Origin of the sequence: Aeromonas sp. R1-1 (assembly GCF_040908495.1) — a bacterium.
In the GTDB taxonomy this organism is placed as follows: Bacteria; Pseudomonadota; Gammaproteobacteria; order Enterobacterales; family Aeromonadaceae; genus Aeromonas; species Aeromonas veronii.
In genome coordinates this window covers 1-25,921 of record NZ_JBFODV010000303.1, presented here as the reverse complement: position 1 = coordinate 25,921, position 25,921 = coordinate 1, and the positions used below count along the sequence as shown (strand labels likewise).

General features: G+C 60.4%; 29 protein-coding genes, 1 tRNA gene and 1 riboswitch. Of the genes, 24 read left to right on the top strand and 6 right to left on the bottom strand.

Features of this window, described 5'->3' with window-relative positions; translation table 11 throughout:
* Positions 1 to 3 precede the first annotated feature (3 nt).
* From AB5Y92_RS21020 to AB5Y92_RS20935, 18 genes are read left to right on the top strand one after another with little or no spacing between them, the layout of a single operon-like run.
* On the top strand, positions 4 to 1,128 hold the full coding sequence (locus AB5Y92_RS21020) for a DUF2586 domain-containing protein (protein WP_368227628.1): 1,125 nt from the start codon (positions 4 to 6) through the stop codon (positions 1,126 to 1,128).
* Positions 1,129 to 1,131: 3 nt separating this feature from the next.
* Positions 1,132 to 1,587 (top strand): phage protein, encoded by a 456-nt coding sequence (locus AB5Y92_RS21015; RefSeq protein ID WP_017782571.1) that lies wholly within the window; start codon positions 1,132 to 1,134, stop codon positions 1,585 to 1,587.
* A 3-nt stretch (positions 1,588 to 1,590) separates the two neighbouring features.
* Entirely contained in the window at positions 1,591 to 1,800 is a 210-nt protein-coding gene (locus AB5Y92_RS21010) for a TraR/DksA family transcriptional regulator (RefSeq protein ID WP_368227625.1), read from the top strand.
* A 21-nt stretch (positions 1,801 to 1,821) separates the two neighbouring features.
* On the top strand, positions 1,822 to 2,148 hold the full coding sequence (locus AB5Y92_RS21005) for a phage holin, lambda family (RefSeq protein ID WP_019838947.1): 327 nt from the start codon (positions 1,822 to 1,824) through the stop codon (positions 2,146 to 2,148).
* On the top strand, positions 2,135 to 2,596 hold the full coding sequence (locus AB5Y92_RS21000) for a glycoside hydrolase family 104 protein (RefSeq protein ID WP_368227622.1): 462 nt from the start codon (positions 2,135 to 2,137) through the stop codon (positions 2,594 to 2,596). The genes AB5Y92_RS21005 and AB5Y92_RS21000 overlap by 14 nt, the downstream gene beginning before the upstream one ends.
* Positions 2,593 to 3,036 (top strand): hypothetical protein, encoded by a 444-nt coding sequence (locus AB5Y92_RS20995; RefSeq protein ID WP_368227619.1) that lies wholly within the window; start codon positions 2,593 to 2,595, stop codon positions 3,034 to 3,036. The genes AB5Y92_RS21000 and AB5Y92_RS20995 overlap by 4 nt, the downstream gene beginning before the upstream one ends.
* Positions 2,918 to 3,160 carry an Rz1-like lysis system protein LysC gene (gene lysC, locus AB5Y92_RS20990; RefSeq protein WP_368227617.1) on the top strand — a complete coding sequence of 81 codons (243 nt, stop codon included), beginning with the start codon at positions 2,918 to 2,920 and terminating at the stop codon, positions 3,158 to 3,160. The genes AB5Y92_RS20995 and lysC overlap by 119 nt, the downstream gene beginning before the upstream one ends.
* Positions 3,160 to 3,423, top strand: coding sequence for a putative phage tail assembly chaperone (locus AB5Y92_RS20985; protein ID WP_368227615.1), 264 nt, complete (start codon positions 3,160 to 3,162; stop codon positions 3,421 to 3,423). The genes lysC and AB5Y92_RS20985 overlap by 1 nt, the downstream gene beginning before the upstream one ends.
* A 41-nt stretch (positions 3,424 to 3,464) precedes the next feature.
* On the top strand, positions 3,465 to 3,608 hold the full coding sequence (locus AB5Y92_RS20980) for a hypothetical protein (protein ID WP_198037996.1): 144 nt from the start codon (positions 3,465 to 3,467) through the stop codon (positions 3,606 to 3,608).
* Positions 3,609 to 3,617: 9 nt separating this feature from the next.
* Complete coding sequence (locus AB5Y92_RS20975; RefSeq protein WP_368227612.1) at positions 3,618 to 5,393, top strand: phage tail tape measure protein; 1,776 nt, start codon at positions 3,618 to 3,620, stop codon at positions 5,391 to 5,393.
* Positions 5,393 to 5,716: a DUF2590 family protein gene (locus AB5Y92_RS20970; RefSeq protein WP_368227609.1), complete on the top strand. Its 324-nt coding sequence runs from the start codon at positions 5,393 to 5,395 to the stop codon at positions 5,714 to 5,716. Before AB5Y92_RS20975 ends, AB5Y92_RS20970 begins: the two co-directional genes overlap by 1 nt.
* Complete coding sequence (locus tag AB5Y92_RS20965; RefSeq protein ID WP_368227608.1) at positions 5,713 to 6,900, top strand: baseplate J/gp47 family protein; 1,188 nt, start codon at positions 5,713 to 5,715, stop codon at positions 6,898 to 6,900. Before AB5Y92_RS20970 ends, AB5Y92_RS20965 begins: the two co-directional genes overlap by 4 nt.
* On the top strand, positions 6,893 to 7,576 hold the full coding sequence (locus AB5Y92_RS20960; RefSeq protein WP_368227607.1) for a phage tail protein: 684 nt from the start codon (positions 6,893 to 6,895) through the stop codon (positions 7,574 to 7,576). Before AB5Y92_RS20965 ends, AB5Y92_RS20960 begins: the two co-directional genes overlap by 8 nt.
* Positions 7,573 to 9,057: a phage tail protein gene (locus tag AB5Y92_RS20955; protein WP_368227605.1), complete on the top strand. Its 1,485-nt coding sequence runs from the start codon at positions 7,573 to 7,575 to the stop codon at positions 9,055 to 9,057. Before AB5Y92_RS20960 ends, AB5Y92_RS20955 begins: the two co-directional genes overlap by 4 nt.
* A 1-nt stretch (position 9,058) precedes the next feature.
* Entirely contained in the window at positions 9,059 to 9,649 is a 591-nt protein-coding gene (locus tag AB5Y92_RS20950) for a tail fiber assembly protein (RefSeq protein WP_368227603.1), read from the top strand.
* Positions 9,646 to 10,527 (top strand): hypothetical protein, encoded by an 882-nt coding sequence (locus AB5Y92_RS20945; protein ID WP_368227601.1) that lies wholly within the window; start codon positions 9,646 to 9,648, stop codon positions 10,525 to 10,527. The genes AB5Y92_RS20950 and AB5Y92_RS20945 overlap by 4 nt, the downstream gene beginning before the upstream one ends.
* Positions 10,524 to 11,084: a hypothetical protein gene (locus AB5Y92_RS20940; RefSeq protein ID WP_368227598.1), complete on the top strand. Its 561-nt coding sequence runs from the start codon at positions 10,524 to 10,526 to the stop codon at positions 11,082 to 11,084. Before AB5Y92_RS20945 ends, AB5Y92_RS20940 begins: the two co-directional genes overlap by 4 nt.
* Entirely contained in the window at positions 11,081 to 12,691 is a 1,611-nt protein-coding gene (locus tag AB5Y92_RS20935) for a hypothetical protein (RefSeq protein ID WP_368227597.1), read from the top strand. Before AB5Y92_RS20940 ends, AB5Y92_RS20935 begins: the two co-directional genes overlap by 4 nt.
* A gap of 738 nt (positions 12,692 to 13,429) precedes the next feature.
* Here the strand turns inward: AB5Y92_RS20935 and AB5Y92_RS20930 are convergent.
* Positions 13,430 to 13,515, bottom strand: a tRNA-Leu gene (locus AB5Y92_RS20930).
* Between the two features lie 143 nt (positions 13,516 to 13,658).
* On the opposite strand from AB5Y92_RS20930, the gene AB5Y92_RS20925 reads away from it, so the two are divergent.
* The gene (locus AB5Y92_RS20925; protein WP_164535869.1) at positions 13,659 to 14,192 is read left to right on the top strand and encodes an RDD family protein; all 534 of its coding nucleotides are present in this window, start codon (positions 13,659 to 13,661) and stop codon (positions 14,190 to 14,192) included.
* 74 nt (positions 14,193 to 14,266) lie between these two features.
* On the opposite strand, the gene lptG is transcribed toward AB5Y92_RS20925, so the two are convergent.
* Positions 14,267 to 15,337, bottom strand: coding sequence for an LPS export ABC transporter permease LptG (gene lptG / locus AB5Y92_RS20920; protein WP_164535868.1), 1,071 nt, complete (start codon positions 15,335 to 15,337; stop codon positions 14,267 to 14,269).
* A gap of 25 nt (positions 15,338 to 15,362) precedes the next feature.
* Positions 15,363 to 16,475, bottom strand: a complete 1,113-nt coding sequence (gene lptF, locus AB5Y92_RS20915; RefSeq protein ID WP_368227592.1) for an LPS export ABC transporter permease LptF — start codon at positions 16,473 to 16,475, stop codon at positions 15,363 to 15,365.
* Between the two features lie 172 nt (positions 16,476 to 16,647).
* On the opposite strand from lptF, the gene pepA reads away from it, so the two are divergent.
* The 3 genes from pepA (at position 16,648) to AB5Y92_RS20900 (ending at position 21,705) form a co-directional block, all read left to right on the top strand.
* Positions 16,648 to 18,156 carry a leucyl aminopeptidase gene (gene pepA, locus AB5Y92_RS20910; RefSeq protein WP_033115499.1) on the top strand — a complete coding sequence of 503 codons (1,509 nt, stop codon included), beginning with the start codon at positions 16,648 to 16,650 and terminating at the stop codon, positions 18,154 to 18,156.
* Positions 18,157 to 18,331: 175 nt separating this feature from the next.
* Positions 18,332 to 18,787, top strand: a complete 456-nt coding sequence (locus AB5Y92_RS20905; protein ID WP_368227588.1) for a DNA polymerase III subunit chi — start codon at positions 18,332 to 18,334, stop codon at positions 18,785 to 18,787.
* A 65-nt stretch (positions 18,788 to 18,852) separates the two neighbouring features.
* Positions 18,853 to 21,705, top strand: a complete 2,853-nt coding sequence (locus tag AB5Y92_RS20900; RefSeq protein ID WP_368227585.1) for a valine--tRNA ligase — start codon at positions 18,853 to 18,855, stop codon at positions 21,703 to 21,705.
* Between the two features lie 67 nt (positions 21,706 to 21,772).
* Here AB5Y92_RS20900 and AB5Y92_RS20895 read toward each other — a convergent pair whose 3' ends face one another.
* Positions 21,773 to 22,759, bottom strand: a complete 987-nt coding sequence (locus AB5Y92_RS20895) for a sodium:calcium antiporter (protein WP_368227582.1) — start codon at positions 22,757 to 22,759, stop codon at positions 21,773 to 21,775.
* An 88-nt stretch (positions 22,760 to 22,847) separates the two neighbouring features.
* A riboswitch (yybP-ykoY riboswitch) is annotated at positions 22,848 to 22,954 on the bottom strand.
* A gap of 172 nt (positions 22,955 to 23,126) precedes the next feature.
* Here AB5Y92_RS20895 and AB5Y92_RS20890 point away from each other — a divergent pair.
* Positions 23,127 to 23,714 carry a superinfection exclusion B family protein gene (locus AB5Y92_RS20890; RefSeq protein WP_033115503.1) on the top strand — a complete coding sequence of 196 codons (588 nt, stop codon included), beginning with the start codon at positions 23,127 to 23,129 and terminating at the stop codon, positions 23,712 to 23,714.
* 96 nt (positions 23,715 to 23,810) lie between these two features.
* On the opposite strand, the gene AB5Y92_RS20885 is transcribed toward AB5Y92_RS20890, so the two are convergent.
* Together AB5Y92_RS20885 and AB5Y92_RS20880 are read right to left on the bottom strand one after the other, a co-directional pair.
* A complete protein-coding gene (locus AB5Y92_RS20885) occupies positions 23,811 to 24,671 on the bottom strand; it encodes a GyrI-like domain-containing protein (protein WP_368227677.1) in 861 nt (286 codons plus the stop codon).
* Between the two features lie 4 nt (positions 24,672 to 24,675).
* Positions 24,676 to 25,173, bottom strand: a complete 498-nt coding sequence (locus tag AB5Y92_RS20880; RefSeq protein ID WP_368227580.1) for a GNAT family N-acetyltransferase — start codon at positions 25,171 to 25,173, stop codon at positions 24,676 to 24,678.
* Between the two features lie 163 nt (positions 25,174 to 25,336).
* Between AB5Y92_RS20880 and AB5Y92_RS20875 the strand changes: the two genes are divergently transcribed.
* The coding region (locus tag AB5Y92_RS20875) for a catalase (protein WP_368227578.1) at positions 25,337 to 25,921 on the top strand (585 nt) is incomplete at its 3' end.

Sequence of the window (25,921 nt, the reverse complement as noted above, 5' to 3'; positions counted from 1 at the left end):
GCCATGTGGCCTTATGTACAGATCAACAACTTGAACCAGATGCAGGGGCCCGTGACGGAAGTCGAGCGCCACCTGCTGTTCATCGGAACCGCGCCGACCAACACCGGCAAGCTGCTTTCGCTCAACACCCAGAGCGACTTCGACAAGCTGCTGGGCGAGGCCGACAGCGAGCTGAAAACCAACCTGCAAGCCGCCATGGTCAACGCCGGTCAGAACTGGACGGCTGCCGCTTTTGTGCTGCCAACCGACATGGACTGGAAAGATGCCGTCCGCGAGGCCCAGAAAACCCAATCCTTTGAGGGCTGTGTGGTACTGGGTCCGGAGTGGGACGAGGAGAAGATCAACGCCGCCCACGCCCTCAACCAGGAGCTGATCGCCAAGATGGGGCGCTGGCAGTTCATGCTGCTGGTCGTGGCGGGCATCGTCACTACCCTCGAAGGTGGCCAGGACTGGAGCGAATACGAGGCCAAACTGGTCGCGCTGCAAGATGGCATCAAGGCGGAATCCGTCACCCTGCTGCCGCAGCTGTGGCCCAACCTCGCCGGGGCCTATGCCGGTCGCCTGTGCAACCGTGCGGTGAGCATCGCCGACAGCCCAGCCAGGGTGAAAACCGGCGCCATGGTGGGCCTTGGCAACAAGCCGAAGGATAAAGACGGTACCGAGCTGCCGCTGGCCACCCTGCAAACCCTGGAACAGAACCGCTATTCGGTGCCGATGTGGTACCCGGACTATGACGGCATCTATTGGGCCGATGGCCGCACCCTGGACGCCGAGGGCGGCGACTACCAGGTGATCGAAAACCTGCGGGTGGTCTACAAGGTTGCCCGCCGGATGCGCCTGCGCGCCATTGCCCGCGTCGCCGATCGCTCCTTCAACTCCACCCCGGGCAGCACCGCCGCCGCCATCATGTACTTCGGCAAAGACCTGCGCGAGATGGCCAAGGCCGTCACCATCAACGGCCAGCTGTTCCCGGGCGATATCGCCTCACCAAAGGATGGCGATATCACCATCAAGTGGACGGCCAAGAACTTGGTCTCCATCTATGTGGTGGTGCGCACCGTGGACTGCCCCAAGGGGATCACCGTCAACATCATGCTCGATTTGAGCCTCAACAACGGGGAGGGCTAACCCATGACCAGACGTATTTCAGGCCAGAGCTTCGATACCGAACTGATGGGCGCCATGGTGCACGTCGAGAAGGCCAGCCTCTCCATCACCGACAACAGCGCAGTGGCGCAAACCCGTGGCATTCCTGACGGCTATGTCGATGGGGATGTGGCCGCAGAGCTGGAGTTCGAGCTCGATGCCAAGAACTTCACCCTGCTGTGCGATGCGGCCAAGCGGGCCGGTAGCTGGCGCGGGATGAAGCCTGACGATGTGCTGTTCTACGCCGACACCGGTGACGAAACCATGAAGGTAGAGGCCTTCGGCGTGAAGCTACAGATCTCTGACCTGCTGGATGTTGACCCCAAGGGGGGCAGCAAGGGGGTGCACAAGATCAAGGGTTTCGTCACCTCACCCGACTTCGTTCACATCAATGGCGTGCCGTACCTCTCCGAAGACGACACACGCCACATGAAGGGCTAACGGATGGATCTGATCGACCGTGCCACCCAACACGCCGAGCGGATGCTGGCGGCCCAGCTGGATAACCAGCTAGGCCGCAGCCACCACCTGGGCGAGAGCCTGCACCACTGCGAGGAGTGCGGAGATCCGATCCCGGAAGCGCGCCGCCTGCATGTGCCGGGTGTGCGCCTGTGTGTCAGCTGCAAGAGCCGCGCAGAACGGCGCGGGCAATAACGAGAACGGGATATGAACCCTATGCCAAACAAAGACCCCACCCTCTGGGCCGCCCTGCTGGCCTGGTTGATGGATAACTGGCCCGCCGTTTCCGGGGCTCTGCTGGCGTTGAGCATTTCATTTATGCGCATCACCTATGACGGCGGCAGCGGGCGCCGACGTCTGATCGAATCAACCATGTGCGGCCTGATCACCTTGGCCGCCGCATCCGGCACCACCCTGCTCGGCGTCCCCTATGAGGCGGCCCCGTTTATCGGCGGTGTGGTGGGGCTGCTCGGGGTAGACATCATCCGCGAGCGGGCCAAGTTGGTGTTCAACAAGAAGGGAGACAGCAATGCCGCGCAGTAAATGCCACCCGCAGGTGGCTGCCTTTCTCGACATGATCGCCTTTTCAGAGGGCACCAAGGGCCGGGGCGATGACGGGTACAACAAGCTGGTCAATCCGGCAGGGTTCTTTGACAGCTACGCCACCCACCCGAACGTGCTGGTGCAGGTCAATCCAACCCTGAAAAGCACCGCTGCGGGCCGCTATCAGCACCTGTCAAAGCACTGGGCCCACTACCGCGATCAGCTCGGCCTGCCGGACTTTGGCCCCGAGTCGCAAGATGCCTGGGCAATCCAGCTGATCCGCGAGCGCAAGGCACTGGACGATGTGCTCAAGGGACACATCAGCCAGGCGATCGCCAAGTGCGCCAACATCTGGGCCAGCTTGCCGGGCGCCGGTTACGGCCAGCGCGAGCACAAGCTGGCTGACCTACTGGCCAAATTCACCGAGTTCGGCGGGGTGCTGGCATGAACACACTCAAGGAGCTGTTCTCCAACGTGCTGCTGGTACTGGTGCTGGTGATGGGTGCCGCCCTGTTTCTTGGCAGCCGGATGCTGGAGAACCGTGGCAAGGCGCTCGCTACCGCCAACGAGACCATCAGCACCCTGCAGCAGACCAACGAGCAGCAGGCCAGCCAGCTGGTGACACTACAGCGCGATGCAGAAGGGATGCGCACGTTGCTGGGTACCCAGAACGCCGCCTTGGCCGATCTCGACCAACAGAACAGGAAGACAGCATATGAACTGGAACAAGCCTTGGCCACGCCACCGGAAGGCCGCCCGAACTGTGCTAGTGAGCCTCTGCCTGTTGGCGCTCTGCGCCTGCTCCAGCAAGCCAACAACCGTGGTGAAAACGCAGGTCATCAAGCGTCTACCGCCGCCGGGGCTGGTGCCTCACTGCCCGGAACCTGAATTCACGGGGACGACCTACGGCGATGCCGTGCGGTTTATCCCCACCATGCAGACGGCAATGCGCCGCTGCCAAACCCAAATCAACACCCTGAACCACTGGATTGAACAAGAGGAAAACAACTAATGGCAAACCCGATCATCACCCTTGAAGTAGCCGGTAAAGAGCTGAAATTCGCCCCCACCATGGTGGCCTACAACGGTTTTATCAACGACATGATGCCGAGCGACAAGGTGGCACCGGCCCACAACTACCTGAAAAAGATCGTCTGCCAGGAAAGCAAAGAGGCGCTCGATGAGCTGCTCAAGCGCCCGGGTGCTGCGTTGCAGCTGGCTGGCGCCATTAACCAGCAGTTCGCCCCTGCTCTGGAGATCACCGTAAAAAACTGACGGCGCGCGCCGAGGCCATCGAGCGCAACCAACTGGAGCAGGTGCTGGCGCTGCGGCGCCACTACCTGCCCCACGAAGATGACGATATCGACAGCCTGGCACGCGCCATCTGGTTAGACAGAAACGCAAGAGAGTCCAACGCCGCCGCCGTGGCCGAGGGCATCGCCAAAGCATTCAACGGATAACAACGACCTATGGCCTGGATGGAAAAATTGATGATGCAGGTGGCTTTGGTGGATCAAGTCACCAAGCCCCTTGCTGGCATCAATGCCCAGATGGACAAGGTCAGCAAGGCAGGCCGTCAGGGCTGGAGCAGCATGGCAATGGGGGCCACCACGGTGGCCGCCGGTGGCATGGCGATCCAGTCTGCTCTGGGCCCAGCCATCGAAATGGATCGGGCGCTGGGTGAAGTGGCCTCGCTCGATGTGAAAAAGGATGTGCTCGGGGCGTTGGGGCGCGAAGCTCTGGCCCTATCGGTGAAGTACGGCGAATCGGCAACCGAGATTGTCCGTTCCTCCTACGATATCCAATCCGCGATCGCGGGGCTGGAGGGTAACGAGTTGCCCGCCTTTACCCGCGCCTCCACCACCTTGGCCAAGGCGACCAAGGCCGACACCGCCACCATCACCAACTACATGGGCACCATGTACGGCATCTTCGAGCAGCAGGCCAAGATGATGGGTAAAGCCAACTGGGTGGAAGACTTGGCAGGCAAGACCGCTACAGCGGTGCAGATGTTCAAGACCACAGGCCAGGGCATGGCCGACGCGTTCGGGGCAATTGGCGCCAACGCCACCGCCGCCGGGATCTCGATGGATGAACAGTTCGCCGTGCTCGGCCAGCTGCAAGCCACCATGAGCGGCGGCGAGGCCGGTACCAAGTTCAAGGCGTTTCTGGCTGGTGTGGGCGGTGCCCAGAAGGCTCTGGGTCTGCAATTCACCGATGCAGCGGGAAACATGCTGCCGGTGCTCACCGTGCTGGACAAACTCAAGGCACGCTATGGCGAAACCCTGAGCGTGGCCGAGGGTGACGAGCTCAAGAAGGCATTCGGCTCGGATGAGGCGGTCAGCATGATCAAGCTCCTGATGACCAACACCAAGGGACTCGCCACCAACATCAACGCGCTGGCCAACACCCACGGCATGGGCAAGGCCGAACAGATGGCCGCCGCAATGACCGACCAGTGGCAGCGGGTAGAGCAAGCCTGGTTTGCCATCCGTGCCGCCGCGTTCGGGGTAGTGCTACCCGCCATCAATGCCGTGGTGGGCGCCTTTGCCGATGGCGCCAACGACGTGCTGCGCTGGACGCACCTCTTCCCGAACCTGACCAAGCTGATCAGCTATGCCGCGCTGGCAATCGTGGGGCTGAGCATGGTTACCGGCACTTGGATGCTGGTTGCAGGTATCGCCAAGCTGGCCACCTTGGGCCTTGGCATCGCATGGTCAATCATCATTGCCCCGCTCAACCTGCTAAAAGCGGGACTTGCATCGTTTCGCGCCATCATGCTGGCCGTCAACATCGCCATGTATGCCAACCCTGTTGGGCTGATCGTGGCGGGTATTGTACTGCTGATCGGTGCGGTGGCAGCGGTCATCTACTACTGGGACGACCTGAAAAAGACCTTCTCTGACTGGGGCGTGTTCCAGCTGCTTGGCAAGTCCATCGACTGGCTGATCGATAAGCTGAACATGATCCCGGGCGTCAACATCGAAGCGGGATCGATGCCAGACTTGAACCTGCAGAACCCTGCCAACATCAACGCCCCGCTCGCTCGCTATCGCGAAGGGAGCAATGGCTCAGGAGTTCCTTCAGGTGGGCTGGGGCAGCAGCTGATCCAGGCCAACGCCGCCGCGACCAGCGCCAACCAGAAACCGGCAAAAGCTCTGAGCATCGGGGAAGTTCATAACCACTTCCAGAACCCGATGACACCGGAGCAGATGGCCGAAAACGCCTGGCTGGAGACCCCGTGATGAGTGATGCCAAGTACATCGATATTTGGGTGGTAGACGGCGCATGGCAGCTGGATGCCGGTGGTCAACCCCGCTACACCAAAGACCGCCACAGCATCGGTCAGGACATCAAGCACCGGATCATGGAGTCAGGGCTGGCCCGCAAGCTCATTGGCGAGCGCAGCCCCACCCTGCGCGCCGATGTGATGACCGAGATCGAGCTGCTGGTTGAAAACGACGAGCGACTGGTGCCCGGCACCATCGTGATCAGCGAAGAAGCCCCAGAACGGGTGCTGGTCACCGCCCGCACCTATGAATTTGGCGATCTGGAGGTAACCCTTTGAACTTGCGCCCCAACGTGGATTTTATGACCCTGCTGGCCGATACCGGCGTGCCGACCACCGAGCAGGCCATGGAGGCCGAGCTCAAGAAGGAGGTCGAGGCCGCCGGATCTCTTATCACCAACGACAGCGATGTGAGCCCCTTCTGGCGGCTGGTACGCGGCGTGGTGATTACCCCGGCGCTCTGGCTTATCCGCACTCTCCTGGCAGGTCACGTGCTGCCCAACACCTTTGCCGCTACCGCCACCGATGCCTATCTCGACCTCAAGGCGTGGGATGTGGACTTGACCCGCAAGGGGGCCCAGAAGACCCGCGGGGTGATCAACTTCGTCAAGGCCAATCCGAGCGAAGCCGCCACCATCCCGGCCGATATCTGGATCAGCACCGAGCGCATCAACGGCACCATCTATCGGGTCAAGCCGCTGCAAGCGGTGGTGAGCCCTGCAGGTGAAGCGGTGGCTCGCGTGGTGTGCGAGGCAGAGTTCGCGGGCGCAGCCTGGAATCTGGCCCCTGGCTATTACAACCTGATGAGCGAACCGGTTACCGGCATCTTGTCGGCCCGCAACGATGACAAGGAGTGGATCACCACCCAGGGCGCCGATGCCGAGAGCAATGATGCGCTGGGGCTGCGTATTCAGAACCAGTTCTCGGCAGTGGGCCGCTATCACATCGACGCCATCTATCGCTCGATGCTGGCGAGCGTCGCCGGCATTCGCGCCGATCACATCTTCTTCGAGCATGAGGCGCCGCGGGGGCCAGGCACCGCCAACGCTTACATCCTGCTGGAGGTGGGCGCTACCCCAGCCAGCCTGATTGCCCAGCTTAACGACTACGTGGGCCGCCAGGGCAACCATGGCCACGGCGATGATCTGTTCGTGATGGCGATGCCGGAGACCCAGCACAGCCTCACACTGGAGCTGTGGCCGGTGGCCAACCTCACCGATGAGCAGAAAGCCGATCTCAAGCGGGGCGCTGAATCACTGGTCAAAGCGGCATTTCGTCAGTCGGCGGATTTTCCGGCCGTGACCAGAACGTGGCCACAGGCCAGATTCTCCATTTCACAACTGGGCAAAGAGCTGCATAGCCAGTTCCCGCAGCTGCTGAGCCTCAAGTTTGGGCAGGAGGATATCGTCTCGGGGATCTCCATCCCGCGTCTGACCGCGCTGGAGGTCACCCTGCATGACTGATTCACCCCGCATCGATCACAACGCCACTGCACCTGCCATGCCAAAGGCGTCAGCCCCGTGGTGGGAAGATGGCCAGACCATCACCGATGGCGTGAAGGAACCCGCCTTTTTGGCGCGCGGCATCATGGCGTTCTGGCAGTCGATCCGGCGCTGGTTGCTGGCGCCGCTGGCAGAGCAAGACCCGCTGACCTGCTCGGAGTCCCTGCTGGCACTGCTGGCATGGGAGCGGGACATTGCCCGCTTTGAATCTGAGCCGCTGGAGCTGTTTCGCAAGCGGGTCAAGTTCGCCTTTGTGAATGCCCGTGACTCTGGAGAGGTCGCCGGATTCAAGCGCATATTCGAGCGCCTGGGCATCGGCTGGTGTGACATCCACGAACGGCAAGCCGGTGCGCCGTGGGACGTCATCACCATCGAGGTGACCGATAGCAGCATCGCCAACAACCAGAAGCTGATGGAGACGCTGATCCAGCACTATGGCCGCACCTGCCGCCGCTATCGCTTTCAGGTGGTTTACCCGGTCGCCGGTCACATCGGCTATGGCCAGTTTGATATGAGTCAGGAGGTCTTTGCCGCCAGCCTCACCCCGCACAAAGCCAGATATCGGCTGGCACCTGGACACATCCAGATGATCCAGCACGTCTATGGCGCAACGCTGAAAACCAAGGAGACCCGATGAGCCAAGTCATCACCAACGCATTCGAGACCTATTGGCAAGGCTGCCTCACCGATCAGGTGCCAGTGGTGCTCGATGAGGTCGTGCTGGCGGATATTCCCAATCTGGATATCACCGCCCCCATCGACCCGAATGCCGGCCTGCCGCCGCAGGCGCAGATTGTCCATCGCCATCCGGTGGATCAGCGCGGCCGCATCAACAACAACGCCGTGGCGTATTCCATCGTGATGGATACCACAGTGGGCAACTTCTCATTCAATGCCATGTACCTCATCAACAAGGCCAGCGGCATGGTCGGGATGATTGTTTACAAGGGGCGAGAGACCAAAACCAAGACTGACCAGACGACAGGTACCACCGGCAACAGCCTGGTGAAATCCATGTTGATGGAGTACGACCAGGCGGCCACCGCCACCGTGACCACAGTCGAGGCAGGCACCTGGCAGATTGACTACTCCGCCCGCCTGCTCGGCATGGACGAACAGCTGCGCCTGCAAGCGATCGCATGCTTCGGGTCATCGGCCTTCTTTGGCGACGGCTTCAAGCTGCTCAACAAGGCGGGCAGCTACAAGGTGCAGCCGGGGGTGGCCATGGTCGGCGGCCTGCGTATTCAGCTGGATGCAGAACAGGCTGTGACGGTTGGGGCCAAGCCGGTCGGAGTGTGGGTGGATGTGCATCACGCCGGCACCATCCTGAGCCGCTGGGATAACCATATCGAGTTCAAGACCAGCACCACAGAGCTGACTGATTACACCGACAGCAACGGCTATCGACACTATGTGGCCAAGCTGGGGGTTGTCGAAGCCAACGCAACTGTCACGGACAAGCGAATCGTCAATGAATCTTCCAACCTTTGGGACGCGCTGCAAAACCATGCCAAAGGACGAGATCACCCGTATGCAACCACCACCGAAAAAGGGATGGTGCGCAAGGCTACTGACGAAGAGGCGCGACTTGGTGAGTCGATTGACGCAGTGATGTCTGCCAAGAACGTCGCAGATGCAGTCAAAGAGATGCTCAAGCAGATGTTTGTTGGAGTCCCTATCCCATGGATGCTTCCAGAACCGCCAGCATGGGGCATTAGCTTGTCTGGGCAAGCCATCAATCCAGTTTCAGACCCCCTGCTAGCCGCCAGATATCCATCAGGTCGCTTGCCTGATGCCCGCGCCGACGTCATACGGGGATGGGATAACGGGCGTGGAGTCGACACGGGCCGAGCATTGTTAAGTCATCAAGGCGACGCTGGCCGCCGGATAACTGGCTCTGTAGCAATAGGTCACAACTACAGAGAGGCGTACACAGACATATCAGGCGCATTTATAGCTGAAAATGAGTCGAGTAATACATCTAAAAATAGTGGTCCTTCAGGAATGACTGCACCAGTTTTATTGAAATTCGACTCTGCGCTGGCTTTGCCGAACAATACAGCTGGCGAGTTCCGCGCTTCCAACTTGGCATATCACATGATCACAATGAGGGGGTGAGATGAGCAATCTACAGTATGACGAGTTTGGGTTTGCTATGGAATCCGGCTGGGAACAATGCCATTGCTGTCAGCAAGACGGCGCATATATAGGACTGCAGGAGGTATATGTATCGATAAATGCTGGTCTGCCAGCGCATGCCTATCTCGATGCACCACCGCAGCATGCTGAGGGGTTTTGGCCGAGCCGACTTGACAATAGTCAGCCGTGGCTGATCCTGCATGACCTCCGTGGTCAGACTGCGTTCAACACGCAAACTAAGACCCCCCGGATGATCACTGAACTTGGAGCGCTACAGGAGAACGAAACACTGCAGCCTCCAGCATCTCCGTATGATGTGTGGGCCGGTGATAAGTGGCTGCCAGATCCTGATGCTGAAGCTGCAGCCGCGCTGGCTGCCGCAACGGCAACTCGCCAAGTCCTAATGGCAGAGGCAAACCAACATATCGCAGTGTTAAGTGATGCGGTTGATTTGGGAATGGCAACAGCGGATGAACAGGCCTCCTATAACGCATGGCGGCGCTATCGAGTAGAGCTGACCCGCCTCGACTTGACTTTAACCCCGATCGAGTGGCCGGAGAAACCGCAGTGAGTTGGACGCAAGGGGCGCTGCACTGGCCAGCCAGAAGCGAGGCGATACACACCCGCGCCTGCGGGGTGCTTGGCCAACTGCCAGACAGCCAGGCTGGCGCGGTGGCCCGCTTGCAAGCCCTGACCCCCAGGGCGCAATACCGTCCCACGCCTATCAGCCAAGCCGCTGCCGCGCTGACAGGGCTGCGGGCCGAGCTAGACCGGCTGCTGGTCACCGGTCGCTGCCTGACGGTTACCCCCTATCTGCATGGGGTGGGCCAGCACCAGGGCAACCAGTACAGCCTCTCTGCCCCCAATGCGGTGGCCACCCTTGCCGCCAAGTTGCAGGACGGGGCCGATCCCTTGCTGCCGACTGGCCAGCTGCACGCCATAGCCTGGCTGGTCACCGGTAACAGCGAGACCGCACTGGCCAATGCGTTGGCGCCGCTTTGTACCATCCTGCCGTTGCCGGAGTGGTGCGCCGCCCTGCGCCGCCTCACAGCCAACAACGATGCCATGAGCAAACCCACCGCCGCCAAGGTGCCACGCTGGAAAGCAGATGAACCGCTGGTATGGGATCCGCTGCGCTCGGCGCGCTCACTGCTTGGGGCCGAGATCGCCCAGCTGGAGAGCCTGGCACAGGGGACCACCACCCCGATCGCCCAACTGGCCACCCTGGCAGAACGACGCTCTGCCAGACTGACCGAGCTCGAACAGGCACTGGGAAAGCTGACGGCCATCAGTGGCCAGCTGTGGCACTGGCAAGCACAAGGTGATGCTGCAAGCCTAGCCGCACAACTGGGCCAGAGCAGCCCGCCAGACCATAGCCACAGCGTGACGGTCGGCGCCCTGCTGCTCTCCCCCTCCCCGCTCACCTTCTGGCAGGAGTTAACCCGATGAGCCAAACCGCCATGCTCACCCTGGACGGTGAGCCGATTGTGATGAAGTCGATGCGGATCTCTGTATCGATGCAGTTTCAGGACAAGGACAGCAGCGGCCAAACCAGCTCGACCAGCAGCTCGGAGCAAGGGGCCAAAGCCAAGGAGCTCGATATCTCTGGCCTTGTTCCATTTAATGATGAGCGCACCCTGAGCCGGCTGTTTGAGCTGGCCGATGCCAAAGGGGATGGCGGCAAGCGCCACATCTACAGGGTCGGGGCGCTCCTGGCCAAGTCGGTTAAGGTGCGCCAGGCCAAGTTCGCCGGCCGCATTACCGCCAGCGAACAAGAGGGGCTGCTGGCGTGGCAAGTGCAGTTCACCCTGCGCGAGCACAACTCGGTACCCGAAAAGCGGGAACAGCGGATGCCAAAGGCACCCGCCACCGTGGGCCAGGGCAACGCCAACACCAAACCGGCCAAGCCATCAGAGAGTGCCCCAGCCTCCGAGCAGGAACAGCTGAGCTCATGGGAGCAGGCCATCAAGGGACTTGATGACAAACTGGGAGACGTGATGGCGTGAAACTATCGACCAATCTCACCCTGGGCGGGCAACCGGCAAGCCTCATCGACCACGATATCGTGCTTGATATCTCCGCTGGAGGTCGTGCCGCCATCACCATAGAGGGAGCCGCAAAGAAGGGACAAACCCTGACAATAGATCTGGGCTACAACGGCGAGCTGCGGCGCTGGTTTACCGGATATGTCTATGACGTGCAGCCAGCCAGCAATGGCGCCAGCAAGCTAATGTGCCGCGAGCTGGCCGGTATTCTGGGGAGTGCATTTCCAGTAAGCCTTCAGCATGCCACCCTGCGAGGTCTGCTGGCCTGGTTGAGCGACCAGACCAAGCTCACCTTTTTGCTGCCGGATGGGGTCGACTATACCGACAAGCCGATCCCCAACTTCACCAGCGCTGGTACCGGATATCAGTTGCTGAACAACGCGGGTCGCGCCTTCGCGGTGCCGGACTTCATCTGGCATCAGCAACCGGATGGCGCCATCTTCGTGGGCAGTCATGCCCATAGCCGTTGGGCGGATAAGCCAGTGGAGCTGGATCCGGCTTTCTCTGGCCGTCAGGCGGGCAACACCATCACTACCGCGCCGATCCCGGCCATGCGCCCGGGAGCACTCGTCAACGGCAAGCGGGTGGAGCGGGTACGCCTGAAGGGTGACGAGATGACCCTCACCACGGCGACACCAGGTAAACCGGTGAAGTCGCCGGAGCGGCGCAAGATGGAGGGAGAGTTCCCGGAGCTGGCCGACAAGATGCACCTACCCAAGTTCGGGCGGGTCGAGGCAATCAGCGACAGCGCGGCCGCTGGCCAGCTCAATGATCCGTTTCGACCGCGCTATGCGGTGGACGTGCAACTACTGGGCGAAGATGGCCAGCCGGACAAGGCCGCCCCACTCTATCGCGCCGTGCCGCTGCCGGTGACGTTCGGCGGGCCAGAGCAGGGGATGATGCAATTCCCCATCGAGGGAACGATCGTGGAGCTGGGGTTCGCCTTCGGTCGCGCTGACCGGCCATTCATTCGCACCGTGCTGGGTACCGGCTGGCCGCTGCCGGACATCGCCCCGGGTGAACAGCTCCAGCAGCTGCGGGCCGAAGTGTTCAGCCGCACCGATACCGTGGGCAACCAGATCCGCCATACCGACCGCCGCCAGCATGACAAGGCGATGCTGATGCACCGCGAGGCGGATGACTACCTGGGCGAGTTCGGCCAGCACCGCCTCACCACACATCAACACAGCGTGGAGCAGATCGGGGCGATGAAGCGCATCGAGGCGCTCGGGGCCATCGAGCTGCTGGCCGGTGATGACTTGATGACGGGGTGCCTGGGTAACATGAGCAACACCGCTGCCGGTGATCTGGTGGAGGTGATCGGGCAACTGCGGCGCAGTGTGGCTGGTGAGCTCCAGCACTTCGAGGCGCCACGTTCGTGGATGGGCAGCGAGGGGGTGAACATCTTCGGGCTGCTGCTCCAGCTGATGAACCTGGTGGAGCAGCTGGCCGCCTCTGCCTCCAGTCACAACCACGGTGGACCAGGGCCAACCAATGCCACCGCATTCAGCAGCCAGAGCCAGCAGGCCGCAGAGCTGGCTGCAACCCTCTCACCCATCATCGAATAGCCAACCGGACAACAAAGCGAAGAAGGCCCCGCACATGCGGGGCCTTCTTATATCTGCCTGACAGCGCCTGAGCATGGCCAGGGAAGGGCGCCGCATGTTAGGGGCGCCATCAGGCAGGCGCACAGCATACGTGAAGCACATGGCCTCGCACAGCCGCCAGCGCGTGACGGAGAAGCCCACGGCGGCGTCTGCGTCACGGAATCCGCGCTCTTCCGCTCCCGCCTGCGCGGCTCATCAAATAAATTTTTTGCAAAAGTGGATTACCGCAAAACCATATGCCCAGGCCGCGCCAGATAAAGGATCTCGGGAGCGTTGAGGATCTGCAAAGAAGGATCTTTTTTTCACTGTTTTGCAGTTATCGCCACCGGATTTAAGCAGGTGAAGAAATGTAAGATGTTGATTTTGCTTGGATGTGCGTGTTTTCCGTGGAGATTGGGACGATCTAGGGGGATCTCGTGGAGCGCGGCATTCTTTGCAAAATCTCTATTATTTCAGTTGGTTAGACTCAGGCTAAATCATTATGGAAACTGAAATATTGAAACGGCTCTGAGCAGGGAGGGAGCGGAGACGAGCGCGCCACGGAAAAGCGGTTTTTAACTGTTTGTGTCCGGTCACGGTTGATGGAGCGAACACCGAAGGAAACCGATCACCAGAATCGCTGTCGCCACTCTGTCGCCACTCACCACCAGAAAAACAAAAGGCCATCCGCTAGGATGGCCTTAAGTCATTGAATTCTAATGGTGCCCGGGGTCGGACTCGAACCGACACGGTTATTCACCGGCGGATTTTGAATCCGCTGCGTCTACCGATTTCGCCACCCGGGCAACTGCGAGGGATTATACGAATGGCGCGATGCCATGCAAGGTGTTTTTCGATTGAACACTCCCGTTTGTTCATTTATTCAACGCCTTGCCGATGCGGGGCCAGTTACATAGAATGCCGCCATCATCTTAATGGAATAAAAACGATGGCCAAGCCTAAAAAAGTCCAACAAAAATCCCCCTCTCCCGCCACTCAGCCATACCCGTCAGCGGGTCTGCTGCGTCGCCTCGGCGCCCTGATCTATGATGCGCTGGTGGTGACTTCGCTGCTGATCATCGCCGGCTTTATCGGCATGGGTGTCGCCAAGCTGTTGCTGGTCACCGGCATGGCCAGCGTACCGGCGGGTGAAGATACCGTCTGGTTGCTGACCCGCCACCACCTGAGCCTGATCTACACCCTGTGGCTCGCCTTCGTCATCTGCGGTTTCTACACCTGGTTCTGGACCCGCGCTGGCCAGACCGTCGGTATGCGCGCCTGGCGGCTGCTCATTCAGAACGAGGATGGCAGCCACATCCGCGTTACCCAGGCGCTGATCCGTCTCGCCACTGCCGCCTTTGGTCTGGGCAACCTGATGTGCCTGTTCAACCGCCAGCGCCCGCGGGCGTTTCAGGATATCTGGGCCGAGTGCGAAGTGATTGTGCTGAGCAAAGAGGCAAATCTGGAATTGTTGAACAAGTAATCCCGGATCAATGCAATAACGAAAGAGGGCACCAACAGGTGCCCTCTTTGCATTTCCTCATAACCTCGTGTGGATTACTGCTTGCGGCTGAGGATGTAGAAGGAGATACCGCCAAACAGCAGGCTGGGCGCGATAGCCGCCAGAATGGGCGGTACCGCATAGACCAGACTGATGGGGCCAAACACCCGATCACTCACGTAGACGGCGAAGCCGGTCATGATCCCCATCAGCATCCGTGCCCCCATGCTCACCGAGCGTAGCGGGCCGAAGATGAAGGAGGAGGCCAGCAGGATCATCGCCACCACCGAGAGCGGTGACAGCAGCTTGCGCCACATCTCCAGCTTGTAGCGACCGGCATCCTGCTTGTTGGCATCGAGATAGCCGATGTAATCGAGCAGACCGGAGACCGAGAGGTTTTCGGGGTCGATACTCACCACCCCCAGCTGTTTGGGCGTCAACTCTGAGCTCCACTCCATCTTGTCATGCTGTTCGCTGCGGATCTGCGCCGGGTCGTCGAAGCGGGTAACCTGAGTCTGCTTGAGCAGCCAGTGGTGGCGCTCGAACACACCCTCCTGCGCCTGCACCACATCGATCAGCTTGCGCTCGGGGGTGAAGCGATAGAGGGTGATGCCGGTGAGGGCGCCATCGTTACGCACCCCGTTGATATTGACGAAGTTGTTGCCATCGCGAGCCCACACCCCATAAACAGAGATAGTCAGACGTCCTTCGGAAATCGCACCAGCTCTAATATCTTCGGCCATCCGCTTGGCGATGGGGGCCACATACTCCCCCATCAGCCCCACCATGATCATCAGCGGGATCGCCGTCTTGAGCGCCGCCATTACAATACTGATCTTGGAGCGACCCGCCGCCTGCATCACCACCAGCTCGGAGCTGGTCGCCAGCTGACCCAGACCAATCAGGCCACCCAGCAGCGCGGCCAGCGGGAAGAAGAGCACCGCCTCCTTGGGCATGGAGAGCAGCACATAGTAGAGGGCGTTGATCATGTCGTAGTTGCCGTCACCGACCGACTTGAGCTGCTCCACATACTTGATGAGCCCCGCCAGACCAACGAGCGTGATTTCACACAGCAGGATCGACATAAAGATGACCCTACCGATATATCTATCGAGAATGCCAAACATCAGCAGAAGTTCCTATGTTGCAGCATCATGCTGATTTTCTGTTGAAATATCGCCCTTTCACCCCGTTCCACCAGCTGGTGCCCTGCAGATTGAGGGGCAGGCCGATAAACAGCAGGTAACCGAGCGGCACCAGGAACATCCCCGGCCAGTAGGGCAGCCGACCGCTATCGATAGCCGAACGGGCGGCGCTGAGCAGCAGGAAGTAGGAGAGATAGAGCATGATGGCCGGCAACAGCTTGGCGTAGCGCCCCTGACGGGGATTGACCCGCGCCAGCGGTACCACCAGCAGGGTGAGCACCGGAATGGAGAGAGGCAGCGAGATACGCCACTGCAATTCCGCCATCATGGCGTTGTCCTGGGTACCGAACAGTTCCATGGTCGGCTTGGCCGCCGCCTTGCGGTTGGAACGCTCCATCTCTTGCTGGCGGATCACCAGACCATATTCGCGAAAATCGGAGATCTGGAACTGCTTGCCGGAGAAGTTCCCTTCGTAGCGGGAGCCATCCATCAGGGTCAGCCACTGCAGACCATTCTCGTCGACCGTCACCACCCCTTCGGTCGCCACCACCACCGAGGGAGGATTGTTCCCCTCCGCCCGCTGCAGCACGAAGATCTTTTGCAGTTTTGAGCCGTTGTCGTTCAAATCCTGGATATAGGCAACCAGACGCCCCTTATCGAGATCCATAAAGCGGCCCGCCTGCAGGAAGGAGATACCCGGGTCCGCCTTGAACTCGTCGATCACCTGATACTCGCGCTCCTTGGCTTGCGGGGCGATCCAGCCGGTGTTGAACGCCGCGACCACCGCCGTCAGCAAGGCCAGCAACATGGCGCTGCGCATCACGAAATGGTGGCTGAAGCCGACCGCATGCATCACCGTCATCTCGCTTTCGGCGTAGAGGCGACCATGGGCAAACAAAATGGCTAAAAAGAGGCTGATAGGCAGCATCAACAGCGCCATATTGGGCAAGTTGAGCAACAGCAGGGTGGAGACCAGACGTGTCGGCACCTCGCCATCGGCGGCGTCGCCGATGATCTTGATAAATTGTTGGCTGACAAAGATAAGCAGCAATACGAATAACACTGCCAGCTGGGTTTTCAGGGTTTCCCTGAACAAATATCGGAAAACGATCACAGTCATTCCCAAGTAAACTTGTGTTTTTAGTCGAATGCCTGAAAAATAGGGCCGTATATTGGATTTTTACCAGTTTGAACTGCGGAGCCTGTGGCTGTTCGCTCCGCCTCTGATACCCCAACAAGCACCGCATTATTCAATAAAAGGTGCCTTTTGTCTTTAGGATGTAGGAGATTCCATGGAGTTCAGTGTAAAGAGTGGCAGTCCAGAGAAGCAACGGAGCGCCTGCGTCGTAGTCGGCGTATTTGAGCCTCGTCGCCTCTCTCCGGTTGCCGAACAACTGGACAAGATCAGCGATGGCTATATCAGTTCGCTGCTGCGCCGTGGCGACCTGGAAGGGAAACCAGGCCAGATGCTGCTGCTGCATCAAGTACCGGGCGTGCTCAGTGAGCGCGTACTGCTGGTCGGATGCGGCAAGGAGCGGGAACTCGACGAACGCCAGTACAAGCAGATCATCAACAAGACCATCACCACCCTGAACGAAACCGGCTCCATGGAAGCGGTCTGCTTCCTGACCGAGCTGCACGTCAAGGGTCGGGATACCTATTGGAAGGTGCGCCAGGCGGTAGAAACCACCAAGGCGGGCCTCTACAGCTTTGATCAGTTCAAGACCAACAAGGCCGAGCCACGTCGCCCGCTGCGCAAGCTGGTATTCAACGTGCCGACGCGTCGGGAACTGACCATTGGTGAAAAAGCCATCGCTCACGGTCTGGCCGTGGCCAAGGGTGTGCGGGTCTGCCGCGACGTGGCCAACATGCCGCCCAACGTCTGCAATCCTGCCTATCTCGCCTCTCAGGCCCGTCGTCTGGCCGATGCCTACGACAACATCACCACCAAGGTGGTGGGTGAGCAGGAGATGGCTGAGCTCGGCATGAACTCCTATCTGGCGGTGGCTCGCGGTTCCGACAACGAAGCCATGATGGCCATCATCGAATACAAGGGCCATCCGGATGCCAAGCCCATCGTGCTGGTCGGCAAGGGTCTGACCTTTGATTCCGGCGGCATCTCCATCAAGCCGGCCGACGGCATGGACGAGATGAAGTACGACATGGGCGGCGCCGCCTCCGTGCTCGGTACCATGCATGCGCTGGCCCTGTTGCAATTGCCGATCAACGTGGTTGGCGTGCTGGCAGGCTGCGAGAATATGCCGGGTGGTAACGCCTATCGTCCGGGTGACATCCTCACCTCCATGTCCGGCCAGACCATCGAAGTGCTCAACACCGATGCGGAAGGTCGTCTGGTGCTGTGCGATGCCCTCACCTATGTGGATCGCTTCGAGCCGGATACCGTGATCGACGTGGCAACCCTGACCGGTGCCTGCGTCATCGCGCTGGGTCACCACACCTCGGGTCTGCTGGCTAACCACAACCCGCTGGCCCACGAGCTGCTCAACGCCTCCGAGCAGGCGGGTGATCGCGCATGGCGTCTGCCGCTGTTCGACGAGTATCAGGAGCAGATCGACAGCCCGTTCGCCGACATGGCCAACATCGGCGGTCGTCCGGCCGGTACCATCACCGCCGCCGCCTTCCTGTCACGCTTCACCAAGAAGTACAACTGGGCCCACCTGGATATCGCCGGGACCGCCTGGAAGAGTGGCAAGGATAAAGGCTCCACCGGTCGTCCGGTGCCCCTGCTGACCCAGTTCCTGCTGAACAGGGCTGGCGTGGATATCGAAGAGAAAGAGTAACCCTTTCGCCCTGTCTGATGCGTGCATCAACGGGGTTGGCGTTACCCTGAATCACAAGGAAGAGGCCCGCCTCTTCCTTGTTTCATTCTTGAATCAGTGAGTTGCAAGTGGGGAAACACCCCGCAAGCCTCATGAGGCGGTCAATAGTCCGTCACTGCAACACGGGATCAACCTGATGAGCCAAGTGACCTTTTACCTGATGAGTGAACAGGATGACGCGCAGGCTTCGGCAATCGAACGGCTCGCCTGCCAGCTCGTAGCCGATAGCTGGGGGGCGGGCCATATCTACCTGTTCTGCGACGATGAGGCTCAGGCTCTGCGCCTCGACGAGCTGCTGTGGCAGCAGCCGCCGGAGCGCTTCGTGCCGCACCAGCTGCAGGGCGAAAGCGGTCAGGCGCCGGTGGAAATCGGCCACCAGCCGCCACGCCGGCGCTACGCCCGCCTCATCAATCTGGCCAAACAGACACCTTTGTTTGCAGGACACTTCGCTCAAGTGGTAGATTTTGTCCCCACTGACGAAACACAAAAGCAGCAAGCCCGCGAGCGCTACAAGCACTATCGCCAGGCAGGCCATGCCCTCGAGATGAGGGATCAGCCCGTCCTTGCCGCACCGGATCCGGCGCAGCCCTGACTGCGCCGCCTGTGATCCACGACGAATCAACATCAGAATCCATCCATCCAGATTACGGCGAGACCATGGAAAAGACTTTTAATCACAACGCCATCGAACAGGCGCTCTACCAGCACTGGGAAGCTCAGGGCTACTTCAAGCCCCACGGCGACACCAGCAAAGACTCCTTCTGCATCATGATCCCGCCGCCGAACGTCACCGGCAGCCTGCACATGGGTCACGCCTTCCAGCAGACCCTGATGGACACTCTGATCCGCTACAACCGCATGCAGGGCAAAAACACCCTGTGGCAGGCAGGTACCGACCACGCCGGTATCGCCACCCAGATGGTGGTTGAGCGCAAGATCGCGGCAGAAGAGGGCAAGACGCGCCACGATTACGGCCGTGATGCCTTCATCGACAAGATTTGGCAGTGGAAGGAAGAGTCTGGCGGTACCATCACCCGCCAGATGCGCCGTCTGGGCGACTCCGTGGATTGGGAGCGCGAGCGCTTCACCATGGATGAGGGTCTCTCCGCCGCCGTGCAGGAAGTGTTTGTCCGTCTTTACGAAGATGGCCTGATGTACCGCGGCAAGCGTCTGGTGAACTGGGATCCGAAACTCAACACAGCCATCTCCGATCTGGAAGTGGAGAACCGCGAGATCAAGGGCCACATGTGGCACCTTCGCTATCCGCTTGCCAACGGCGCCAAGACCGCCGAAGGCAAAGATTACCTGATCGTCGCCACCACCCGTCCGGAGACCATGCTGGGCGATACCGCCGTGGCCGTGAACCCGGAAGACCCGCGCTACAAGGCGCTGATCGGCCAGCACATCCTGCTGCCGTTGGTGAACCGTCTGATCCCCATCGTCGCCGACGAACACGCCGACATGGAGAAGGGCACCGGTTGCGTGAAGATCACCCCGGCCCACGACTTCAACGATAACGAAGTGGGCAAGCGCCACAGCCTGCCGATGATCAACATCTTCACCCTGGACGCCCACGTGCGTGCCGAGGCCGAAGTGGTCGATACCAACGGCAACCCGAGCACTGCCTACGACGCCGCCCTGCCGGCCGAGTTCGCCGGTCTGGAGCGTTTCGCTGCCCGCAAGGCGATTCTGGCCAAGCTGGAAGAGCTGGGTCTGCTGGACGAGATCAAGGATCACGTGCTGCAACAGCCTTACGGCGATCGCGGTGGCGTGCCCATCGAGCCGATGCTGACCGACCAGTGGTACGTGCGCGTGGCACCGATGGCCAAGACCGCTATCGAAGCGGTGGAAGATGGCCGCATCCAGTTCGTGCCGAAGCAGTACGAAAACATGTACTTCTCCTGGATGCGCGACATTCAGGACTGGTGCGTCTCCCGTCAGCTGTGGTGGGGTCACCGCATCCCGGCATGGTATGACGATGCCGGCAACGTCTACGTTGGCCGCAGCGAAGACGAAGTGCGCGCCAAGCACAGCATCCCGTCCGTGGCTACCCTGCGTCAGGACGAAGACGTGCTCGACACCTGGTTCAGCTCCGCCCTGTGGACCTTCTCCACCCTGGGCTGGCCGAACAACACCGAGGCACTCAAGACCTTCCACCCGACCGACGTGCTGATGAGCGGCTTCGACATCATCTTCTTCTGGATTGCCCGGATGATCATGATGACCATGCACTTTATCAAGGACGAAAACGGCCAGCCGCAAGTCCCGTTCAAGACCGTCTACATCACTGGCCTTATCCGTGACGAAGAGGGCCAGAAGATGTCCAAGTCCAAGGGCAACGTGCTGGACCCGCTCGACATGATCGACGGCATCTCGCTGGAAGATCTGCTGGAGAAACGCACCGGCAATATGATGCAGCCGCAGATGGCCGAGAAGATCGCCAAGCGTACCGCCAAGCAGTTCCCGGAAGGGATCGATGCCCACGGCACCGACGCCCTGCGCTTCACTCTGGCCGCGCTGGCCTCTACCGGTCGTGACATCAACTGGGACATGAAGCGCCTGGACGGCTACAACAACTTCTGCAACAAGCTGTGGAACGCCTCCCGCTATGTGCTGATGAACACCGAAGATCAGGATTGTGGCTTCAACGGCGGCGAGATGCAGTTCAGTCTGGCGGATCGCTGGATCCAGTCCCAGCTGCAAGTGGCCATCCGTGACTTCCGTACCGCCCTCGATACCTACCGCTTCGACATCGCGGCTGGCGTGCTGTACGAATTTATCTGGAACCAGTTCTGTGACTGGTATCTGGAGCTGACCAAGCCGGTGCTGACCAAGGGCTCCGAGGCCGAGCAGCGCGCTGCCCGCCACACGCTCGTCAGCGTCCTCGAGACCCTGCTGCGTCTGGCACACCCGATCATCCCGTTCATCACCGAGACCATCTGGAAATCGGTCGCTCCGCTGGCTGGCGTACACGCCGACACCATCATGATTCAGGCCTTCCCGGAGTTCGACGCCGCCAAGGTGGACGAAGCCGCGATGGCGGATCAGGAGTGGGTGAAGGAGTTCATCGTCAGCATCCGCAACATCCGCGCCGAGATGAACGTGGCCCCGAGCGTCCCCCTCAACGTGCTGCTCCAGTGCGATGCCAAGGATGCCCAGCGCGCCGCTGACAACGAGGCCTTCCTCAAGTCGCTGGCCCGTCTGGAGTCCATCCGCGTACTGGCGGACGGTGAAACCGCCCCGCTGTCAGTGAAGAAGCTGATCGGTGCGACCGAGCTGATGATCCCGATGGCCGGTCTCATCGACAAGGATGCCGAACTGGCCCGTCTGGCCAAAGAGGTTGCCCGTCTGGTGGGCGAGTGCGGCCGGATCGAAGGCAAGCTCGGCAACGAAGCCTTCGTCGCCAAGGCGCCGGAAGCGGTCATCGCCAAAGAGCGCGAGAAGCTGGAAGATTACCGTCTCCAGCTGACCAAGCTGGAAGCCCAGCAGGCCGAGATCGCCGCGCTGTAAGCACCGCCCCAACCGATACAACAAAGCCCCCTGCCAAGGGGGCTTTTTCATATCCACGCTTCCCGCTTCAGCTCACCAGCAGCCAGCCGCAGAAACCGAGATAGAGCAGACCGACCAGCGCCAGCCGTCCGGCGGTCATGGCTCCCTTTCTGAACCACCACCAGAGCAACCCCACCGCCAGCAACGTCACCAGCGAGGAGGCCATCATGGCGCCATCCAGCAGCCAGGGGGTAAAGAGCAAGCAGAACGCCTTGGGGATGGTGCCCTGGATCATCATGGCCCCGGAGATATTGGCCAGCGCCAGCCGGTTCTTGCCCTGCCGCACCCAGATCAGCACGTTCATCAGCTCCGGCATCTCGGTCGCCACCGGACTCAACAGCAGGGCCGCCAGCACCGGCGAGAGGCCAAACAGTTCGCCCATGCTCTCAAGCTGATGAACAAACAGCTGGGCCGCCAACGCCACCACCACCAACGCAACCAGTGTCTGCAGCAACACCTTGCCAAGGGGCGGGATCCCCGCATCTGGGGCGAGCTTGAGGGGCTCCGGCAATTCGACTTCGTGGCTGTCCGCCTGTTTCAGCTCACGCCTTACATAGACGAGGTAGACCAGCAGGAAGAACGGTGCCAGCCAGCTCTTGCCGGTGAAAGCGACCAGCCCCAGCGCGGTTGCCACCAGAAAGATGCCGATAAACCAGCGCTGATCCCGACCAATCTCGCGCTGCACCTCGCCGTCGATGGCGCGTTCGGTACGCCCCATGCAAAGCAGCAGGGTGAGGCCGACCGCTGCATAGCCGATGGTCGCCAGCACCAGCGGCCCGCCAAGGGCGGCGCCAATGCCGATCTCCTGCTGGGCGGTCGTGTTGCCCATCAGCAGGGCGGTCAGGGTGACGATGCACTCGGGCAGTGCCGTACCCAGTGCCGCCAGCAGGGAGCCGGTGGCGCTTTGGGAGAGTTTGAAGTGGTGGCCGGTCCACTCGATGCCGTTGACGAAGTATTCGCAGGCAAGGTAGATGGTGACCGCAGAGACGAGAAATAACAGCAGGGTAATCAACATAACAGATACCGCCAGGCGAGCAGAATAACCGATGGACCCGACATGGCTCGCCCGGCTGGCGTGCATATCGAGGCCAAAGGTCTTGCAGAGCGATAGTGCCTATCGCCGCCCATGCCATGGATACGAGGATCCAAGAGTGTTGACATGGGCCCGGCCCGGAATGCGGGCGGGTTGCTACTCCCCAATGACTGAGGGGACGTTTTACCAACTCGACCGCCGCCTCACAAGGCAAATTAATGACAACTTATTCAATAAGTTGTAAGGGAATGTAACCTCGCCAGCCTCCCCTCCCCGCTGCCATTGCGCTGTTGGCACACCGATTGCTGTAGGTAGTTCACTATCCACAACAGTTTGGGAAGGATGAACAATGAAACGGTGGATCCAACATTTCTATCAACTGAACCGCCTCAACTGGATGATGGTCTGGTTGTTGCTCTGTTGCAGCATCATTTTGCTGTTTCCGGCCGGACTGATGAAGGGTGCAGTCAGCCAGTGGGCCACGACCCACGCGGCCTGGCTGGGTGTCGGCATGTTGATCGCCATCTCCTACTTCTGCAGTCAGGGCTTCCTGATCGCCTGGGAGTGGGCCTGTGACGAGTGGCAGGCACGCCGCCAGCAGGATCAGTTGGCCCAGATGATCAGCTTCCTCGATTTCAACGAGAAGGCGGTGCTGCGCGAGTTCGTACTGCAGCGCAAAAGCGTCATAAACCTGCCGATCACCGAGCCCGCCGTCAAAAACCTGATGGATGCCGGCGTCCTCACTTACGCCTACGGCAAACCGACGCGCGAGAAAGAGGACGAGAACCAGATCCGCGCCCTGATGATCGCCCTGCCCGCCCGACCGCTGCTCACCTACAAGGTGCTGGGGCTGTCGCGTGGCAAGATGAGCGACGAGCAGGTGGAGCAGATCATGAATGCCAGACCCAAGTTCGCCCAGAAGGGGTTCCAGCGCTAACCGCCGCCCAGCAGCCAGATGCAAAAGAGCCGGACACTGTCCGGCTCTCTAATTTCTGCGCGACATGATGTACCGCTCTGCTTCCCCTTCTGCGCCCTACCCCTTCAGGCTGGAGCAAAAGCTGACATCGTCCCGCACCGGATCATCGCTCATGCTGTGATAGAGCTCGAAGCAGGGACCATTGCCAAACTCCAGCCCGGCAGCAACGATGTCGCCGATATGTTCCTGCCAACGCGGACCATACTGACTGCGGTCGGTAATAAGATAACGGGACTGGGCGTAACGACCGGCGGGAATAAGCTGGATCTCGACCGCTCCCATCCCCACCGTCCCAGCAGGCACCGTTACCCCGATGTCAGTGCGACACTGGGCTGGCGGGGTTACCTCGGGGTTATCGTGATAGATGAAGATCCACTCCCCACCTTCCAGACCGCGGGCGCTGGCCCACTGATGCAGCTGGCGGCAGACGGGGTCATACCCCTCGCCATAGGGGCCGGTGACACGCATATAGGCCAGAGTACGGGCGTCCATCTCGATGGTTTTCATGGTATTGCTCCTTGCTGATGAGTGACCCTCAGCATAAGGATTCGGCTGCACAAGTGCGTGTCCATCCTTGCTCATCAAGTGTCCATTCTTGCTCTTGTCGCGGCGAAACTCTCCCGGCGTGCAACCATAGTAACGGCGAAATACCTTGGCAAACGCCTGGGAGCTGGCGAGCCCCGCCCCCAACGCAATGGCCGTGACACTGGCATCGGTATAGCAGAGCTGCCAAGCAGCCCGCTGGATGCGCAGACGACGACACATCTCCCCGGGCGTCTCCCCCGCCACAGCCGTAAACACCCGGTGAAAATGGTAGAAAGACAAGCAGGCACTGCTTGCCAGCGTTTCGATGGAGAGATCGGGATTCTGCTCCAGCGCCCGGATCACCGGGCGCAATCTGGCCTGATAGTCGACCATGCCGTTAGCGACTGACGCTCCCCGCAACTCTGGCCATATAGAGCGCATCCACATAACGCCCTTGGCGGAAGGCATAGTCACGGGCCCGCCCCTCCTGCGTGAAACCGAACTTGCGATAGAGCGCCTGTGCGGCCTCATTGTCGGTATAGACGGTCAGCTCAATCCGATGCAGGTTGAGCCAGTTATCGGCCAGATCCAGCGCCGCGGCCATCAGGGCAGAGCCAACCCCCTTGCCAGCCCAGTCATCCCGCACTCCCATGCCGATACAGGCCACATGCTTGCGTCTCGGATTGGGCTCAACCAGCAGCGATAGCTGGCCTACCAGCAGGCCGTCAACGTCGGCGACCAGTGCCACCACGCTGTCGCTCTCCAACCGCTTCTGCCACTGGCTAAGGGGAGGTGTGGGCAGGTGCAAAGTGCCCGCCTGAGCATTGGGCATGGCATAGAGATCCCGCAAGGCGGGGGCATCAGCGGGTTCGGCATGACGGATAGTAATCTGCATATGAGGCTCCTTCTCGAAACCACCATCATGCAATATCCGGCGCGGTTACACATCCCCCAGCAACACCCATTTGTCTTGCCTATCAAAGGGCGAGGAAAGGCCCATTGGCCGAGCACGGCGCAGATCCGTAGGCTGACCCCATATCAACAAAAGGAGAGAAGCCATGACTGACAAGACCCTGCACAGCGCCAACGGCGCCCCCGTCGTCGACAACAACAACAGCCTCACCGCCGGCCCGCGCGGCCCCATCCTGATGCAAGATATCTGGTTGATGGAGAAACTCGCCCACTTCGACCGCGAGCGCATTCCCGAGCGGGTGGTTCACGCTAAGGGCTCGGGCGCCTACGGCACCTTTACCGTGACCCACGACATCAGCCAGTTCAGCAAGGCCGATCTGTTCAGCGCCATCGGTAAGCAGACCCCGATCTTCCTGCGCTTCTCCACCGTGGCCGGTGAGAAAGGCGCCGCCGATGCCGAACGCGACGTGCGCGGCTTCGCTCTCAAGTTCTATACCGAGCAGGGCAACTGGGATCTGGTGGGCAACAACACCCCGGTCTTTTTCATCCGCGATCCGCTGAAATTCCCTGACTTCATCCACACCCAGAAGCGGGATCCGCGCACCAACCTGCGCAGCGCCACCGCCGCCTGGGACTTCTGGTCACGCCATCCGGAATCCCTGCATCAGGTCACCATACTGTTCAGCGATCGCGGCATCCCCAAGAGCCTGCGGGAGATGAACGGCTACGGC

Excerpts from the sequence above, each read along its gene's own strand:
- AB5Y92_RS21020 (WP_368227628.1), top strand. The coding sequence starts at position 4 with ATGTGGCCTTATGTACAGATCAACAACTTGAACCAGATGCAGGGGCCC.
- AB5Y92_RS21015 (WP_017782571.1), top strand. The coding sequence starts at position 1,132 with ATGACCAGACGTATTTCAGGCCAGAGCTTCGATACCGAACTGATGGGC.
- AB5Y92_RS21010 (WP_368227625.1), top strand. The coding sequence starts at position 1,591 with ATGGATCTGATCGACCGTGCCACCCAACACGCCGAGCGGATGCTGGCG.
- AB5Y92_RS21005 (WP_019838947.1), top strand. The coding sequence starts at position 1,822 with ATGCCAAACAAAGACCCCACCCTCTGGGCCGCCCTGCTGGCCTGGTTG.
- AB5Y92_RS21000 (WP_368227622.1), top strand. The coding sequence starts at position 2,135 with ATGCCGCGCAGTAAATGCCACCCGCAGGTGGCTGCCTTTCTCGACATG.
- AB5Y92_RS20995 (WP_368227619.1), top strand. The coding sequence starts at position 2,593 with ATGAACACACTCAAGGAGCTGTTCTCCAACGTGCTGCTGGTACTGGTG.
- AB5Y92_RS20985 (WP_368227615.1), top strand. The coding sequence starts at position 3,160 with ATGGCAAACCCGATCATCACCCTTGAAGTAGCCGGTAAAGAGCTGAAA.
- AB5Y92_RS20975 (WP_368227612.1), top strand. The coding sequence starts at position 3,618 with ATGGCCTGGATGGAAAAATTGATGATGCAGGTGGCTTTGGTGGATCAA.
- AB5Y92_RS20970 (WP_368227609.1), top strand. The coding sequence starts at position 5,393 with ATGAGTGATGCCAAGTACATCGATATTTGGGTGGTAGACGGCGCATGG.
- AB5Y92_RS20960 (WP_368227607.1), top strand. The coding sequence starts at position 6,893 with ATGACTGATTCACCCCGCATCGATCACAACGCCACTGCACCTGCCATG.
- AB5Y92_RS20955 (WP_368227605.1), top strand. The coding sequence starts at position 7,573 with ATGAGCCAAGTCATCACCAACGCATTCGAGACCTATTGGCAAGGCTGC.
- AB5Y92_RS20950 (WP_368227603.1), top strand. The coding sequence starts at position 9,059 with ATGAGCAATCTACAGTATGACGAGTTTGGGTTTGCTATGGAATCCGGC.
- AB5Y92_RS20940 (WP_368227598.1), top strand. The coding sequence starts at position 10,524 with ATGAGCCAAACCGCCATGCTCACCCTGGACGGTGAGCCGATTGTGATG.
- AB5Y92_RS20925 (WP_164535869.1), top strand. The coding sequence starts at position 13,659 with ATGGCCAAGCCTAAAAAAGTCCAACAAAAATCCCCCTCTCCCGCCACT.
- lptG (WP_164535868.1), bottom strand. The coding sequence starts at position 15,337 with ATGTTTGGCATTCTCGATAGATATATCGGTAGGGTCATCTTTATGTCG.
- lptF (WP_368227592.1), bottom strand. The coding sequence starts at position 16,475 with ATGACTGTGATCGTTTTCCGATATTTGTTCAGGGAAACCCTGAAAACC.
- pepA (WP_033115499.1), top strand. The coding sequence starts at position 16,648 with ATGGAGTTCAGTGTAAAGAGTGGCAGTCCAGAGAAGCAACGGAGCGCC.
- AB5Y92_RS20905 (WP_368227588.1), top strand. The coding sequence starts at position 18,332 with ATGAGCCAAGTGACCTTTTACCTGATGAGTGAACAGGATGACGCGCAG.
- AB5Y92_RS20900 (WP_368227585.1), top strand. The coding sequence starts at position 18,853 with ATGGAAAAGACTTTTAATCACAACGCCATCGAACAGGCGCTCTACCAG.
- AB5Y92_RS20895 (WP_368227582.1), bottom strand. The coding sequence starts at position 22,759 with ATGTTGATTACCCTGCTGTTATTTCTCGTCTCTGCGGTCACCATCTAC.
- AB5Y92_RS20890 (WP_033115503.1), top strand. The coding sequence starts at position 23,127 with ATGAAACGGTGGATCCAACATTTCTATCAACTGAACCGCCTCAACTGG.
- AB5Y92_RS20885 (WP_368227677.1), bottom strand. The coding sequence starts at position 24,671 with ATGGTCGACTATCAGGCCAGATTGCGCCCGGTGATCCGGGCGCTGGAG.
- AB5Y92_RS20880 (WP_368227580.1), bottom strand. The coding sequence starts at position 25,173 with ATGCAGATTACTATCCGTCATGCCGAACCCGCTGATGCCCCCGCCTTG.